This is a genomic window from Amycolatopsis lexingtonensis (genome assembly GCF_014873755.1).
GTDB classification, from domain to species: domain Bacteria; phylum Actinomycetota; class Actinomycetes; order Mycobacteriales; family Pseudonocardiaceae; genus Amycolatopsis; species Amycolatopsis lexingtonensis.
Genome location: NZ_JADBEG010000001.1, coordinates 3,454,642 through 3,470,263 on the forward strand (window position 1 = coordinate 3,454,642; position 15,622 = coordinate 3,470,263).

General features: G+C 72.0%; 14 protein-coding genes. 5 read left to right on the plus strand and 9 right to left on the minus strand.

Annotated elements, in window-relative coordinates; all coding sequences use genetic code 11:
- Positions 1-10: 10 nt before the first annotated feature.
- From H4696_RS15665 to H4696_RS15685, 5 genes are all read right to left on the minus strand, one after another.
- Complete coding sequence (locus H4696_RS15665; RefSeq protein ID WP_086861662.1) at positions 11-679, minus strand: ThuA domain-containing protein; 669 nt, start codon at positions 677-679, stop codon at positions 11-13.
- The gene (locus tag H4696_RS15670; RefSeq protein ID WP_086861663.1) at positions 676-2,244 is read right to left on the minus strand and encodes an APC family permease; all 1,569 of its coding nucleotides are present in this window, start codon (positions 2,242-2,244) and stop codon (positions 676-678) included. Before H4696_RS15670 ends, H4696_RS15665 begins: the two co-directional genes overlap by 4 nt.
- Positions 2,245-2,292: 48 nt before the next feature.
- A complete protein-coding gene (gene hisD / locus H4696_RS15675; protein WP_249027046.1) occupies positions 2,293-3,618 on the minus strand; it encodes a histidinol dehydrogenase in 1,326 nt (441 codons plus the stop codon).
- 125 nt (positions 3,619-3,743) lie between these two features.
- Positions 3,744-5,330, minus strand: coding sequence for a PucR family transcriptional regulator (locus tag H4696_RS15680; RefSeq protein WP_192782332.1), 1,587 nt, complete (start codon positions 5,328-5,330; stop codon positions 3,744-3,746).
- Positions 5,315-6,340 carry a glycoside hydrolase family 3 N-terminal domain-containing protein gene (locus tag H4696_RS15685; RefSeq protein WP_086862150.1) on the minus strand — a complete coding sequence of 342 codons (1,026 nt, stop codon included), beginning with the start codon at positions 6,338-6,340 and terminating at the stop codon, positions 5,315-5,317. Before H4696_RS15685 ends, H4696_RS15680 begins: the two co-directional genes overlap by 16 nt.
- Before the next feature lie 126 nt (positions 6,341-6,466).
- On the opposite strand from H4696_RS15685, the gene H4696_RS15690 reads away from it, so the two are divergent.
- Positions 6,467-7,525, plus strand: a complete 1,059-nt coding sequence (locus tag H4696_RS15690; RefSeq protein WP_086862149.1) for a LacI family DNA-binding transcriptional regulator — start codon at positions 6,467-6,469, stop codon at positions 7,523-7,525.
- Positions 7,526-7,535: 10 nt separating this feature from the next.
- Here H4696_RS15690 and H4696_RS15695 read toward each other — a convergent pair whose 3' ends face one another.
- The gene (locus tag H4696_RS15695) at positions 7,536-7,739 is read right to left on the minus strand and encodes a hypothetical protein (protein WP_225955697.1); all 204 of its coding nucleotides are present in this window, start codon (positions 7,737-7,739) and stop codon (positions 7,536-7,538) included.
- Here H4696_RS15695 and H4696_RS15700 point away from each other — a divergent pair.
- The gene (locus H4696_RS15700; protein WP_086862148.1) at positions 7,738-8,013 is read left to right on the plus strand and encodes an SDR family oxidoreductase; all 276 of its coding nucleotides are present in this window, start codon (positions 7,738-7,740) and stop codon (positions 8,011-8,013) included. The two genes, H4696_RS15695 and H4696_RS15700, sit on opposite strands and share 2 nt — an antisense overlap.
- Positions 8,014-8,018: 5 nt before the next feature.
- Here the strand turns inward: H4696_RS15700 and H4696_RS15705 are convergent, their stop codons facing one another.
- The 3 genes from H4696_RS15705 to H4696_RS15715 all read right to left on the minus strand — a co-directional run bounded on the left by H4696_RS15705 (position 8,019) and on the right by H4696_RS15715 (position 11,491).
- Positions 8,019-9,437: a M1 family metallopeptidase gene (locus H4696_RS15705; RefSeq protein WP_225955698.1), complete on the minus strand. Its 1,419-nt coding sequence runs from the start codon at positions 9,435-9,437 to the stop codon at positions 8,019-8,021.
- Between the two features lie 137 nt (positions 9,438-9,574).
- Entirely contained in the window at positions 9,575-10,567 is a 993-nt protein-coding gene (locus tag H4696_RS15710) for an SMP-30/gluconolactonase/LRE family protein (protein WP_086862147.1), read from the minus strand.
- Between the two features lie 54 nt (positions 10,568-10,621).
- Positions 10,622-11,491 (minus strand): helix-turn-helix transcriptional regulator, encoded by an 870-nt coding sequence (locus H4696_RS15715; protein ID WP_086862146.1) that lies wholly within the window; start codon positions 11,489-11,491, stop codon positions 10,622-10,624.
- 125 nt (positions 11,492-11,616) lie between these two features.
- Here H4696_RS15715 and H4696_RS15720 point away from each other — a divergent pair, with 125 nt between their 5' ends.
- The 3 genes from H4696_RS15720 to ilvD all read left to right on the plus strand — a co-directional run bounded on the left by H4696_RS15720 (position 11,617) and on the right by ilvD (position 15,582).
- Positions 11,617-12,561 carry a LysR family transcriptional regulator gene (locus H4696_RS15720; RefSeq protein ID WP_086862145.1) on the plus strand — a complete coding sequence of 315 codons (945 nt, stop codon included), beginning with the start codon at positions 11,617-11,619 and terminating at the stop codon, positions 12,559-12,561.
- Between the two features lie 71 nt (positions 12,562-12,632).
- Complete coding sequence (locus H4696_RS15725; protein WP_086862144.1) at positions 12,633-13,922, plus strand: FAD-dependent oxidoreductase; 1,290 nt, start codon at positions 12,633-12,635, stop codon at positions 13,920-13,922.
- 13 nt (positions 13,923-13,935) lie between these two features.
- Positions 13,936-15,582: a dihydroxy-acid dehydratase gene (gene ilvD / locus H4696_RS15730; protein WP_192782333.1), complete on the plus strand. Its 1,647-nt coding sequence runs from the start codon at positions 13,936-13,938 to the stop codon at positions 15,580-15,582.
- Positions 15,583-15,622 lie beyond the last annotated feature (40 nt).

Below are 15,622 nucleotides of genomic sequence, written 5' to 3' on the forward strand. Positions count from 1 at the left end.
CGCGTGGTGACTACTTCGCGTCCCGGGCGGCCCAGGCGAAGCCCTGGGCGCACAGCCGGGTGACATCCGGGTTCCGCAGGTCGTCGAGGTCGTGGCCGACGGCGCTGTAGAACACCCGCCCTCGCCCCCACGTCCTGGTCCACGCCTGCGGGATCCGGTACCCGTCGATCCAGGGCACGTGCTCGCCGGTGAAGGTGGTCTCGGCCAGCACGTGGTTGTTCGGGTCGACGGACATGTAGTACTGCTCGGAGGCGACGCGGAAGTCGCCGACGCCTCGGGTGATCTCGTGCGACTTGTCCACTATGGACACTTCGTACGGGTGCTTGACGCCCTCCCCCGCCGGGTGTTCGAGGAAGCTGCCGCCGAGCAGCCAGTGGTACTTGATGCTCGTGCGGAACGCGGCGGCCGCGCCGTGCCACGCGGCGATCCCGGTGCCGGCCGCGACCGCACCGAGCAGGCTGTCCTCCTGGGCCGCCGACAGCCCTTCCGACAGCAGGGCGTTGTTCCAGTTGAGCGCGATCAGGTCGTAGCCGGTGAGGTCGGCGTCGAGGGCGAAGACGTCGTTGGTCTCCTCGACGTCGAACCCGAGCTCCGCGAACAACGGCCGGGCCCATTCCCCGGCGACCTGGTAAGGCTTGTGGCCGGGCCAGCCGCCGTAGAGGTAGAGCACGCGTGTCATGAGCCGATTCCTTCCTTCGCGGTGGCCCGGGCCCGCAGCCGGGCGGCGACTTCGAGCGCGTCGCCTTCGGGCGCGGTGGACTTGCGTTCCGGCTTGGCCGCCAAGAGGTAGACCAGCCCGACCGCGGACACGACGAGGAACCCGATCAGCGCGATCCACCGGTCGACGAACGGGGTGTCGGCGTCCCCGGTGGGCGCGGCGAGCAGCACCATCGCGAGCACGCCGTAGACCAGCGCGGCGATGTTGACGACCAGCCCGTAGCGGCCCAGCGACCAGGCACCGGCCGGGCGCCAGCCGCGCAAGCGCATGCGCAACGCGGCCAGCACGACCAGCTGGAAGGCCGCGTACCCGGCGAGCACCTGGAACGCGGCGATCCGCACCAGCGAGTCCGGCGAGAAGTAGACGAACACGAAGATCAGCACCGGCACGACGTTCACCGCGAGCAGCGCGTTGACCGGCACCCGGTGCCGCCGCGAGACCTGGGAGAACACGCGTGAGCCGGGGAACATGTCGTCGCGGGCGAAGGAGAAGACGATCCGGCTCGCCGCGGCCTGCTGGCTCAGCACCCCGGCGATGAACGACGTCAGGGTGACCACCAGGACGAGCTTCGTGCCCACGGTGCCGATCGAGTTCTGCAGGATGGCCGGGATCGGGTTGGTGTCCGCACCGGACACGATCGCGGTCAGGTCGGGCGCGGCGAGCGCGTACCCCGCGAAGGCCAGGATCGCGGCGAGCCCGCCGACGACGACCGTCAGCTGCATGGCCCGCGGGATGCTGCGCGCGGGGTTCGGGACCTCTTCGGCGACCTCGCCGCACGCCTCGAACCCGTAGTAGAGGAACAGGCCGACGAGTGAGGCGGCCATGAACGCCCCGAAGTAGCCGCCGGCGCCGCCGGTGCCCATCCCGTCGAAGAAGACGGACACCGGGTTGTGGCGCTGGAACACCAGCAGGTAGAGGCCGACCAGGACGATGCCGATGAGCTCGGCGGCCAGGCCGATCTTGGAGATCAGCGCCAGCACCCGGGTGCCGAAGGCGTTGCACACCAGGCAGAACGCGGTCACGGCGAGCGCGATCACCAGCCGCTGCCCGGGGGTCGAGCTGACGCCCGGCTGGGCTGCGGTGCCCCCGAAGAGGCTGGCCACGAAGTCCGAGCTGAACAGCGCGGTGCTCGTGATGCCGATGGTGATGCAGCTGATGTAGGTCCAGGCGGTGAACCAGGCGTACCGGCCGTTCCACAGCCGGCGCGACCACTGGTAGAGGCCGCCGGCCAGCGGGAACTGCGAGACGACCTCACCGAAGACCAAGGCGACCAGCAGCTGGCCGACGCCGATGACCACGATCCAGAAGATCGACGGCGGGCCGGCGGTCGAGAGACCGATCGCGAACAGGGACACCACGCCGACCAGCGGCGAAAGGTAGACGAAGCCGAGGGCGAAGTTGCCCCACAGGCTGACTTTGCGGTCGAAGCGCTGCTCGTAACCCAGCGCGGCCAGCAGTTCCGCGTCCTCCGCCGACGACGCGGGCGCGGCCGTGGCGGGTGCGGCTGCTTTTTCCGGTGCTGCCATGACGACCTCCGTCGGTCGAGGCGGGAAGGGGGAGTTCCGGAGCGCCGCTCAGGCGCGGCCGAAGGAGTGCTCGGTCCAGTCGAGCCGGGCCGAGCCGAAGCGGGCGGTGCGGACGTCGCCCGAGCGGGCGTGTCCCTCGAAGTTCTCCAGGCGCGACGCGCGGCCGCAGATCTCGCCCAGCTCCGCGCTGGAGCGAACGTCCTGGATCTCTTGGTAGGTAACGGTTTTGAGGTACTTGCCGACCCAGAGCCCGCCGGTGTAGCGGGCCGCGCCCAGGGTGGGCAGGACGTGGTTGGTCCCGATCACCTTGTCCCCGTAGGCGACGCAGGTCTTGTCGCCGAGGAAGAGCGCGCCGTAGTTGCGCATGCGGTCCAGCGCGAGCCGCGGCCGGTCGGTGAGGATCTGGACGTGCTCGCTCGCGTAGTCGTCGGCGAGCTCGTAGGCCGCGGTGAGGTCCGGGACGACGACGACCTCGCCGTGGTCGCGCCAGGCCCGCCCGGCCACCTCGCCGGTCGGCAGGCCGGGCAGCAGTTCCTCGACGTACTCGATGGTGCGCCGGGCCACCTCCGCCGACGTCGTGATCAGCACCGCCGGGGAGTCCGGACCGTGCTCGGCCTGCGAGAGCAGGTCGGTCGCCACGGTGAACGGGTCGGCGGTGTCGTCGGCGACGATGAGGACCTCGGTGGGGCCGGCGAACAGGTCGATGCCGACCTCGCCGAAGAGCTGCCGCTTGGCCTCGGCGACGTAGGCGTTGCCCGGTCCGGCGAGCATTTCGACCGCGGCGACCGTCTTGGTGCCCAAGGCCAGCGCGGCGACAGCCTGGACGCCGCCCAGCACGTAGATCTCGTCCGCGCCGGCGAGGTGCATGGCCGCGACGCTGATCGGCGGCGGCCCGCCGCGGTCCGGCGGCGTGGTGGCGGCGACCCGCTCGACGCCGGCGACCTTGGCGGTCACCACGGTCATGTGCGCCGACGCGGTCAGCGGGTACCGGCCACCCGGGACGTACGCGCCGACGGCACCGATCGGGATGTTGCGCTGTCCCAAGTAGACACCGGGCAGCGTCTCGACCTCGAAGTCGGTGAGCGAGTCCCGCTGGGCCTGGGCGAACCCGCGCACCTGGCGCTGCACGAACCGCAGGTCGTCCAGCACGGTTTCCGGTACCGAAGCCAGGACGGCGGCGATCTCGGCCGGCCCGAGCCGGTAGGAGTCCGGGCTCCACGAGTCGAACTTCTCCGACCAGCGCCGGACCGCGGCGTCGCCGTTGGCGCGGACGTCCGCGATGATCTCGGCGACCGTGTCGGCGATTTCCGGGCGGCCGGCGCGCGGTGCCGCGGCCACCACGGGCTTCTTCACGATCATGGACGATGTGGACACTCCGCACTCCTTGCCGTTACGCGAATCCCGGTGGGCTTGACCGTGAATTCTGGGGAAGGCGTGACCCCCGCGACAGACACAAGCCGTGCCACCCCGGGGTCCGGAGTTGCACACACTGGACGGGATCAGCGGCGGCGCGCCCGCCGGTCGAGCAGGTCGTGCCCGCGGACGGCGAGCTGCAGCCGGTGCTGGACTTCGACGTCCGCGAGGTCGAAGCCGAGGACGGCGGTGAGCCGGTCGAGCCGGTGGTAGAGCGTCCGCCGTTGCACGAACAGCTCTTCCGCGGCACGTGCCTTGTTGCCGCCGCACCGGAGGAAGACGCGCAGCGTGGGCAGCAACGGGTTCGAGGCGGTCGCGTCGTGCTCCAGCAGCGGGCCCAGCTCGTCCTCGACGTACCGCGACAGCTCCGGGCCTTCCGCGAGCGCCACCAGGAGCCGCAGGGCCCCGAGTTCGTCGAACCGCAGGAGCTGCCCGGACTGCCCGTCGGCCGCCGACGCGGCGCTGCGGCTCTGGCGGATCGCGGCGGGCAGTGCGGCGGGGGCGACGATCCGGCTGACCCCGCCGCGCAAGTCGTGCTTCGCCAGCAGCGCGAGCAGGTCGGTGTCCCCCGCGCCGGGCGGCAGCCCGACCACCGCGAGGTCGAGATCGCCGAGGTCGCCGACGATCGCGGGGTGACCGGCTTCGCGCAGGACCAGCGCGAGGTCGGCGTCGGCCGCGCGCCGGGCGACCACGGCGATCAGGTCGCGGTGGCGCAGGTCCTGGCCCAGCGCCAGCGCCCGGTCGAGGAACTTCTCCCCCGGGATGTCGCCGAGCTGGAGCCGGTTGAGCAGCGCGCCCTGCCGCTGGGCCGCGCGGGCACCGCTTTCCCGTTCGCCCAGCAGCGTGATCGCGACCGCCGCGGCCGCGCGTTCGAGCGTCCCCAGTTCGACCGGGTGGGGCGGGACGGGACCGTGCAGCAGGTGCAGCCAGCCCCACGACTCCCCGCGCAGCACGACCGGGCGCCGGGCGCAGGCCGCGACGTCGCGGAACGACCCGGCCCGGGCCGTCGGAGCCGCGCGTCCCTCGCGCAAGACCGGTTGGTGCCGCTCGTGGATCGCCCGCGAATGAACGCCCCAACCGGCGACGACGTCATCCGCTTCGGGAGTGGCACCGGCGTAGGCGAGCATCCGGTGGGCGACGTCTTCGAGCACGACCGGGTGGCCGGTGCGGCGTGCGACCTCCTTGACCATCCCGACGTAGTCTTCGCCGGCCAGCAGCAGGTCCATGAACGCCTGACCCGTCGCCTCCTCGGCGATCAGGCGGCTCACCCGCAGTTCCACCAGGACTTCGTGGACCTGCGCCGAGGCTTCGGCGAACGGGATCTCGTCGCGCAGCCCGACGAGCGGCAGCCCGGCCGCCCGCGCCTCGTCGACGACCGCCGCCGGCATCGCCGAGAACATCCGCCCGGCCAGCTCGACGACGAGGACGGCCGCGCGCGCGTCGGCGATCCGCCGGACGAACGCCCGCTGGAGCTCGGCCGTCGCGCCCATGCCGAGCCCGGCCGTCAGCAGCATCTCCTGGCCGGAGAGGAAGCGGTGGATGTCCGGGATCTCGCCGGTGTGGACCCAGCGGACGGGCTGGTCGAGCCGGTCCTCGCCGGCGAGGACCGCCACCTCGGTCCGGCGGAAGACCTCGAGGTCGAGCGCCTCCCGGACGGTCAGGACATCGCCCATCCCGCACGTCCTCGCTCGAAGGTTTCCGCCGTTTTCCGCACTCGCGCCGCGGCCTCGGTCAGCCGGGCCGCGAACGGGTCGTCGGTGCTCGCCCGGGCGGCGATGCGGCCGGCGAGCCCGGCGAGTTCCGGGCCGCCGGGCAGCAGGAGCAGGTCCGCGCCCGCGTCGAGGGCCGCCATGACGGTGCCGATCAAGGACCGTCCCCTGGTCGTGGCAGGCGTGTCGAGGTCGTCGCTGACGACGAGGCCGGCGAAGCCGAGTTCGCGCCGCAGCAGCCCGACGGTCGCCGCCGACGTCGAGGCGGGTTCGGCCGGGTCGATCGCGGGCACCACCACCGGTCCGGTCATGACGGCCCGCACGCCGGCCGCCACCACCCGCCGGAAGGGTTCCAGGTTCGCCGGGACGGCCGCGTCCAGCGTCGTGTCGTGCAGCGCGGGATCGAGGACGAGTTCCGGGTGGCCGGGGAAGTGCTTCGCGACCGCGAGCACCCCGGCGCCCTGGACGCCGGTCACGAACGCGGCCGCGATGCGCCCGACCTCGGCGTGGCCGAAGGGCAGCGTCCGGCCGGTCAGCCACGGGTTCTCGCCGGAGAGGACGTCGAGCACGGGCGAGAGGAAGACGGTGACGCCCAGCGCGCGGGCGGCGCTCGCGACGGCGGCCGCGGCGGCGGCGATCTCCTCGTCGGGCAGCCCGCGCAGGACGTCGGCGGCCGGGAAGGCGGGCACCAGGTCGTGCAGCCGCGCGATGCCCCACGGCTCCTGGTCGACGGCGAACAGGAGCGGCTCCGCGGCGGCGCCGGCCAGTTCGGCGGTGAAAGCCTCGAAGTCCGCGGCCGACTCGGTGGCCCGGCGCTCGGGGGTCATCGCGCGGGCGACGTACTCGGCGCGGGTCTCCCCGATCAGGACCGCTCGTGTACCCCGTCCCACCAGGTCGCGAAGCCACGGTTCGGCCGTCAGCGCACCGGCGACGGGCAGCAGCACGGCATGCGCGTCACGCTCGAATTCGGTCACGTTCGACCTCTCCTCGACTCCGCTGAGTAGTTAGTGATACGATTAACTTTGCACAGAGGGTACGCGTCCAGGCAGCGCTGTCAAGCCGTCGCGTTCGGGCGGGAGCGGATCGAGGAGACTTCGCCGATGGTCACGATGAAGGACGTCGCCCGGGCCGCGGGGGTGTCGCAGGCCGCGGTGTCCTACGCCTACAACCGGCCGGAGAAGCTCTCGGCGGGGCAGCGCCGGGCCATCATGGAAACCGCCGCCCGCCTCGGGTACGCCGGTCCCAACGCCGTCGGCGCGAGCCTCCGCTCCGGCCGCAGCGGGGCGATCGGCGTGATGCTGATGGACACCCTCGAATACGCGTTCACCGACCCGTCCACCCGGTGTCTCCTGGAGGGCATCGTGCGGACGCGGCGCTTCGACGATCTGGCCCTCACCCTGCTGCCGCTCCCCCGCGGCGGCGAGCAGGCCGCGCTGCGCGGGCTGGTGGACGGCGTGATCGTGCACAGCCTGCCCGACGACCACCCCGCGCTGCTGACCCTGCGCTCGCGCGGCATCCCGATCGTCGTCGTCGACGCTCCCCGGCTACCCGGCGTCCCGCTCGTCGGCATCCCCGACCGGGCGGCCGCCCGGGAGCAGGTCGAGCACCTGCTCGGCCTGGGCCACCGCCGGCTCGGGATCATCGCGGACCGCCTGATCCCGGACGGCTTCCGCGGGCCGGCCGACGCGGCCCGGCGCGCGAGGTGCGCCGAACGCGTCGTGCGCGAGCGGATCACCGGCTACCAGGAGGCGTGCGAAGCCGCGGGCCTGGACTTCGATGCCGTTCCACTGGTGGAAGCCGGCGGGTTCGACCTCGCCGCGGGCGTCCCGGCGGCACTCGGCCTCTTGTCGGACAACGAGGTCACCGCGGTCGTGTCCACTTCGGACACGATGGCGATCGCGGTGCTGGAAGCCGCGCGGGAGCTGGATTTGCGCGTGCCGGAAGACCTGTCGGTCGTCGGGTTCGACGACGCTCCCGAAGCCGAACCCCACGGCCTGACCACCATCCGCCAGCCCATGGTCCACAAGGGACAGCTGGCGGCCGAGCTCCTCTTCGCCCTGCTGCGCGGCGATCCGCGGCCGGACGACGTCGACCTGCCCACCGAGTTGGTGCGCCGCCGCACTTCGGGCCCGGCGCCGACGGGCACAGCTCGCGGCTAGCGTCGCCGGCTCAGCGGGCGTTCCCGGTGTCACCGGTCAGAGCGCGTCCGACGATCGAGGCGTACAGGCGCACGGACCACCGCCGGGGCAGCAGGTACTTGCCCATGAGGTCGGCCGCGCGGTTGGCCGCGCCGGGGATGACGTGGGCACGTTTGCCGAGGTTCTCCAGCGCGGTCCGCGCCACTTCCGCGCTCCACGGCGACGCCGTCGTCATGGCGGCGCACCCCGGCCCCGTCGCGACCGGTTTCTTCGACGGCACTTCGGCCACGATCCACTCGGTCGCCGACACACCGGCGACCGTCGCGGCCAGCACGCTCGACGACTACGCCCGGCGGCGCGCCGTGTCCTACCCGGGCCGGACCGCGATGCGGACCCTGAACCGGGCCTCGACCTGGGCCGCGCGCCTGCTGCCGCGCACCGCGGTCACCCGGGTGACCGGCGCGATGAACCGCCGGCTGGGCATGCACGAGGTCGTCGACCTCGCCTGACGCGGTCAGAGCTTGGGCTTACCCGGCTGGTAGAGCCAGGTCTGGAAGAACGAGCCGAGATCGCGGTTGGTCAGCCGCTCGACGAACTGGATGAACTGCTGCGTCGAAACGTTGCCGTACCGGTGGACCGCCGGCCACTGCGCGAGCAGGCGGAAGAAGTCGCGGTCGCCGATCTTCAAGCGCAGCGCCTGCAGTGTCATCGCGCCGCGGTTGTAGACCAGGTCGTCGAAGATGTGATCACGTCCGGGGTCGGCGACTTCGCCGGTCCAGTCCTTCTCCCCCGCGTAGACCTTCGCGAAGGTCTGCTGCACGGGGACGTTGTTGAACTTCTCCTGGTAGAGCCACTCCGAGTAGGTCGCGAAGCCTTCGTTGAGCCAGATGTCGGACCAGTGCACCGGGGTGAGGCTGTCGCCGAACCACTGGTGGCCGAGTTCGTGGGCGAGCAGGTCGCCGTCGAAGTCGCTGGTGCGGTGGTCGTAGACCGGCCGGCTCTGCGTCTCTAGGGCGTAGCCGACCCCGACATCGGCGAGGATGCCGCCGGTCGAGTCGAACGGGTACGGCCCGTACACCGAGGATTCCCATTGGGTGATCTGCGCGGTGGTCCGGTTGAAAACCTGGCCCTGACCGGGCTTGGTGTCGATCGACTTGCCGATCGCGGTGATGTTCGGCAGGCCGTCGGCCGTCGCGCCGCGGGTGACGTCGTAGTCGCCGATCGCGAGCATGCTCAGCTCGCTGGCCATCGGCCGGTTCATGGTCCAGCGGAACGTCGTTTGGTTGCCGCGCGTGGTGGTGGGCCCGGGTTCGCCGTTGGCCAGCACGGTGAGTCCGGCCGGCACGGTGATCGTCTGGGTGTAGGTCGCTTTGTCGTCGGGCGTGTCGTTGACCGGGTAGTAGGTCGCCGCGCCGATCGGCTGGTTGAGCGCGACCGCACCGTCCTTGGTGGCGACCCAGCCGGAGACGCCCAGCGCGGGGTCGTCGATCTTCTCCGGCACACCGGCGTAGGTCACCGAGACGGTGAACTCGCTGCCCTTCCGCAGCCCGCCCGGCGGGGTGATCACCAGCTCCTGGGCACCGCTGCGGGTGTAGCCGGCGTTCCGGCCGTTCACCGAGAGCTTGCTGATCGCCAGCGGTCCCTGGAAATCCAGGTCGAAGCGAGAAAGGTCCTGGGTGGCCGTGGCGAGGATCGTCGTGGTCGCGTCGATCGCCCCGGTTCCGGGGCTGAACCCCAGTCGGATGTCGTAGTGGCCGACGTCGTAGCCGCCGTTGCCCATGTCGGGGAAGTACGGATCCCCGGCACCGGGCGCACCTGGGGAGTATCGCGGGGCCGACGCCGCAGCCGCCGGGTTCGTCGCGGCCAGCAGACCGGCGGCCAGTGCACAAGAGACGATCAGCAAATGACGACGATTGCGCTCGGCGCCTGGCATCGGTCCTCCTCGGCAATCATCGACGCTGAAGAGTAGGTCGCATCCAGCACGCGGATCAACCCCGATGTGGCGGCCCGGAGTCCGGTTCGGGCGGTTCGTAACCGGTCGTCTTCATTGGACTCTCGGCCGCCGGCGGGTCAGTACCTCCGGAGTTCGGCGAGCAGCAAGTTCGGATCGTCCCCGGCCAGGTTGGCACCGTTGGTCACATAGACGCTGTTTCCGCGGACGGCGACGGCGGTCGTCCCCTGCATGCCGTCCTCGGCGTCGAGAAGTGTCTCATGGGCACCGTCCGCGCTTACCCTCACAAGCTCGCCGGCTTGATTGATCGCGGCGAAGATCTCGGTCCCCCGGCCGGTGAAGTCGAAGTCGTCAATGCCCTCCAGGCCCGTGGCCCGGACCTCGGCACGGCCGGCGCCGCCGTCCCCGGTCATCGGGATGCGGAGGATGGTGCCGCGATCGGAGTTGCTCGCCCACACGGCGTCGTCGTGGATCTTCATGCCGTTGGCGCCGAAGAAGCCACCGGGCGCCAAGGTCGGATCCGCCGACCACACCGATGCGTTGCCACCGCGCAGCGGGGCCTGCCAGATGCGCCCGCCGGTCGAGTCGGTGATCAGGAAGCGGTCCCGCTCGCCGTCGACGACGAGCGCGTTCGGGAAGGTGTCGGCCGGAAGCGGCACGACGAGCCGGGGCGCGCCGGAGTGGCGGAGCTGCCAGACTCCGGTCAACCCGCCCTGTCCGGCGGAATAGAGGAAGTACAGGGCGCCGGTACGCGCACGGGCGACCCCGGTGACCACAGGCATCCCGACGACCGGGGTGGTGCCGCCCCCGTCCGGAGGCAGCGGCATGGTGACGAGTACCTGGACGGCCCCGTCCCGCGCGACCCGCACCACCTGGCGGGCGGGGATCATGCCGATGACAACGCTGCCGCCGGGCTCCAGCGCGATGCTCTCGGCGACTTGGCCCGCGCTCCGGTCGAAGTGGGCCAGGAAGCGCACGTCTCCGACGCCGGTGCCGGAGGCGTGGTGCCCCGGGGTGGCGGCCAGGGCATCGGTCGGGCCCGCGACGAGCAGGGCGGCGAGGCCGACCGTGGCGGCACGCCACCACAGCCCGGTGGTCCGGTGGGAGGACACGGGATTCCTTTCGGTCGTGCGGGGTGAGTGGCCAAGGCAGGACGCGCCGCCCGGCTAGCCGCGGAGGTGCCGGTCCGTGGGCGTTTCGCCTTCGAACCGTTCCTGACCGAGCACGGCCAGCAGTTCCAGCTGCGAGACCGCGCCACTGCCCGGCGCGGGCGAGTAGACGATGAGACGCTGGTCGGCCCGGGCCGTCGCCAGGACGTCGAAGTCCAGCTCGATGAGCCCGACCGAGGGGTGCAGGATCCGCTTGCGGTCGCCGCGACGAACCGCGACGTCATGCCGTGCCCAGAGCCGGGCGAACTCCGCGCTCTCCGCGCGCAACGCGCCGACCAGCTTGGCCGCCAGAGGATCGTCCGGGCGAGCCGCGAGGGTCGCTCGCAGGTCGTCCACTTGCGCACGGCTCTCGTGCTCGTGGTCCTCCGAGGGATAACGCGCGCGCATCGCCGTGCCGGTGAACCACCGGTAGGTGCAGCTGCGGGCGAGCCCGCGGAACCGGGTCTGCGCCCCCAGCAACGCGTCCGCCATCGGGTTCTGGGCGAGCACGACGTTCAGGTCGGAGGCGATCAGCGCGGGCAGGCCCCGCAACCCGTCCAAGAGCCGGAGCAGCCCGCGGCCGACATGCTCGTCAGCACCGGTACGAGGCGGAGCGTGATGACCGGCGAGGCGGAAGAGATGGTCGCGTTCATCGACTGTCAGCCGCAGCGCGCGCCCCAACGCGGCGAGCATCGCGACCGACGGTCGCGGACCGCGCCCCTGCTCGAGCCTGGCGTAGTAGTCCGGTGACATGCCTGCGAGCTGAGCGACCTCGAAGCGCCGAAGCCCCGGCGTCCGGCGTCGCCCTCCATCGGGGACACCGACGTTTTCCGGCTGCAGCAGCGCACGTCGGCGTCGGAGGAAATCCGCGAGTTCGTTCCGTTCCACATTTCCAGCATGATCCGCACCCGGAGGGACAACCAGGACTCGTCGATACCACCTTCACCGGACACTCCACGGCCAGGCGGCCGGAGTGCGCTGCGCTGGGTGTCAGCCTGATTTATAGTCCCCGCGTGGCGAGGCAATCCGCCGTTCACCTGGCGAACCTGGATCTCAACCTGCTGGTCGTACTGCGCGAGCTCCTCGGCGAGCGGAACGTCACCCGCGCGGCGGCCCGGCTCGGGGTCTCGCAGCCCGCGGCCAGTGCCGCCCTCGCCCGGCTGCGGCGGCACTTCGGCGACGAGCTGCTCGTGCGGACCGGGAACGGCTACGTACTTTCCGCGCTGGCCACGCAGCTGGCCGACCAGGTCGAGGCCGTGTGCACCGGCGCGGAACGGCTCTTCGGCACCGGTCACGACTTCGATCCCGGCGCGTCCGCCCGCGAGTTCACGCTGGTCATGGCGGACTACACGATCGAGGTGCTGGGGTCGCGGCTGTCCGCGCTGCTCGCCGAGCGGGCGCCGGACGTCCAGCTGCACGTCCGGCTGGTCCGGGAGGCGTTCGCCAGCGACATCACCGACACGATCCGGCTGATCGACGGGATGGTCGCGCCTCCGGTGAGCCGGTTCGAGCTGCCCGACGTGCGGTCGGTCGCGTTGTTCACCGACCGCTGGGTCTGCGTCGTCGACGCGGCGAACCCGTCGGTGCGCGGCGATGAGCTGAGCCTCGAGCAGCTCGCCGCGCTGCCGTGGGTCGCGCCGTTCCAGCCGGACCGCGGGTTCCCGCCCGCCGCGCCGATGGGCCGGCAGCTCGCGCTCTTCGGCATCCAGCCGCGCATCCGGGTCCGCGTCGAGAGCTACCAGGCCGTGCCCCACTTCGTCGCGGGCACCGATCGCGTCGCGCTGCTGCAGGAACGCCTTGCGACGCGCGTCGCCGACCGGCTCGGCCTGCGGATCCTGCCGTGTCCCGGTGATCCGGAACCGATCGTCGAACGGTTCTGGTGGCACGCCGGCTACGACGGCGACCCGGCCCACCGCTGGCTCCGGACCGTGCTCACCGACCTCGCGCGCGAGGTATAACCCACACTGATACTTCCGCAGCGCGATTCTCTATTTCCGGGGGCCCGGGAGCGCGACCTAGCGTGTGAGCCATGCCGCACCCCCTCACCGAGCTGAAGGTCCACACCGTCCGCAAGCCCGCCGGGGCGAGCGCCCACCAGGTCTCCGCCGACGTCTGCGTCGTCGGCGCCGGCATCGCCGGGCTGTCCGCGGCCATCGAGTCCGCCCGGCTCGGCCGCGACGTCGTGCTCGTCGACGCGCTGCCGGTGCTCGGCGGCCAGATGGTCAACTCCCTGATCGGCTTGTTCTGCGGGGTCTTCGGCAACGCCCCGGACTACCACCAGCTGACGCACGGGATCTTCGACGACATCTTCCGCGACCTCGACGCCACCGGCGACCTGTTCCGGCAGTGGCGGCACACGCTCACCGTCGGCTACGACGAAGTGGCGCTCGGCCGGTGGGTCGAAGACACCGTGCGGGAGCACGGCATCCGGGTGATCACCGGCGCGGTGATCACCGGCGTCGTGCGCAGCGGTGACCGCATCGAGTCCGTCACCTTCGCCACCCGCTACGGCGGCGTGGACGTCGACGCCACCGGGTTCGTCGACGCGAGCGGGGACGCTTCCCTGATCTGGGAAGCGGGTTTGCCGTGCCGCCTGCCCGAGCGCGAGATCTACGGCTCGCAGCAGCTCGTCGTCGAGCACGTCGCCGAGGACGCCGCCCCCGAGCCCGACGAGCTGGCCGAACGCGTCGGCGCGAAAGCCGCCGAGTACGGCCTGCGCCGGCACGACGGCCTCGCCTTCCACTTCCCCGGCCGGGGCACCGCAGTGCTCAACATGACGCACATCGAGGCCCCGCTCGAACCGATCGCCGCGGCCCGAGCCCAGCTCGCAGGGAAGGCCCAGGCCGACCGCGTGGTGACCTTCCTGAGGACCGAGTTCCCCGAGGCGTTCGGGGGCATCCGTGTCCGGGCCTACGGGCTGCCCGGGCGGCGGCAAACCCGCTGGGCGCAAGGGGTCCACCAGCTGACCATCGACGAGGTGCGCGCCGGAACCCGCTTCCCCGACGCCGTCGCGCGGACCGCCTGGCCGGTGGAACTGCACGACAGCCCCGAAGGCTACGTGTGGGAGACGTTCGGGCCCGGCCACGTGCACTACGTCCCGCTGCGGTCGATGACGCCCCCGGACGTCCACAACGTCCTGGTCGCCGGCCGGTGCATCGACGGCGACGCGGCCGCGCTGTCGAGCGTGCGCGTGATGGGCCCGTGCGGGGCGATGGGCATGGCCGCCGCGCATGCGCTGGACCTGTCCGGAAAGGACAGCGTGCACGACGTCGACCACGGCGAGCTCGCCACCCGCCTGGCCCGCAACCTCGAGTCCTGAACGGAGGAAAGTCATGGTCCGCAGCGACTTCCCGCCCGGCTCGGTCCGCTGGGCCACCCGGCGCGCCCAGTGGCGGGCACTCGGGCTCACCGACGAGGACCTGGCCAAGCCGAAGATCGCCGTCGTCAACTCCTCCTCGGACCTCGCGATCTGCTTCAGCCACCTCGACCCGATCGCGGCCAGGATCAAGCAGGGAATCGCCGCCGCGGGCGGGCTGGCGTTCGAGGTGCGCACGACCGCGCCGAGCGACTTCATCCACTCGGCCGGGCACGGCGGCGGGTACATCCTTTCGGCGCGCGACCTGATCGTGAACGACATCGAGGTCGGCGTGGAGGGCGCGCAGCTGGACGGGATGGTGTGCCTGGCCAGCTGCGACAAGACCGCACCGGCCCAGCTGATGGCCGCCGGGCGGCTCGACATCCCGACCTTGCTCGTCGCCTGCGGCTACCAGCCCAGCGGCTGTTTCCGCGGCGGCCACTGCGACATCGAGGACGTCTTCCTCCACGCCTGCGGCACGTCCACTGTGGACGAACTCGCCGAGATGAGCGAGAGGGCCGTCGGCGGCCCCGGCGTCTGCCCGGGCATGGGCACCGCCAACTCGATGCACGTCGTCGCCGAAGCACTCGGCATGGCCCTGCCCGGCACCACGCCCGTCGCGGCGAACTCGCCGTCGATGTGGGCCGCGGCCGACGCCGCCGCGGCGCGCATCGTGCGGATGGTGGAAGAGGACTTGCGCCCGCGCCGGATCATGACGGCGGCCGCGTTCGGCAACGCCGTCCGCGTCGCACTGGCGGTGGGCGCGTCGATCAACACCGTGAAGCACCTCCAAGCCGTGGCCGAAGAGTCCGATGTGGACGTCGACGTCCTCGGCCGCTACGCCGAGCTCGGCCGGGACACCCCGGTGGTGTCGGCGGTCCGGCCGAACGGGCCGCACCTCATCGAGCAGTTCGAGGCCGCGGGCGGCGCCCGCGCGGTCATGAAACAGCTTGGCGACCGGATCGACCCGGCACCGATGACCGTCAGCGGCACCACCGTGGGCGACAACCTGTCCTCGACCGAAGTCGCGGACCCCGAAGTCATCCGCCCGGCCGACCGGCCGTTCGCCGCCGAGCCGCTGATCGTGGTCCTGCGCGGGTCGCTGACCCCGGACGGCGGCATCGTCAAGCTCGCCGTCGGCGACGAGCGCCCGGCCGCGTTCACCGGCCCGGCCCGCTGCTTCGAAAGCCAGGAAGCCGCGGTCGCCGCCCTGGCCGCCGAAAAGATCACCGCGGGCGACGTCGTGGTGGTCCGCGGGCTCGGGCCGCGCGGACGGCCCGGCATGGGGATGGCGTCGCAGATCGTCTTCGCCCTCGACCGCGCCGGGCTCACCGGTCAGGTCGCGGTGGTCACCGACGGCCAGCTGTCCGGGCTCGTCAACCGCGGCATCGTCGTCGGTGAAGTCCGGCCCGAAGCGGCCGACGGCGGTCCCCTGTCCCTCGTCCGCGACGGCGACACCGTCCACATCGACCTGCCCGGGCGGGTGTGCGACCTGCGCGTCGACCCGGCCGAACTCGGCGCGCGGCAGCCGGTGCCCGCCGAAGACCACCACGAAACCGGCTGGCTGTCGGTCTACCGCCGCACCGTGCGCCCCCTCGGCCACGGCGCCGTGCTCCGTCCCTAGCGCGGAGGCGGAGCTTTCACGTGAAAGCTCCGCTTCGCTC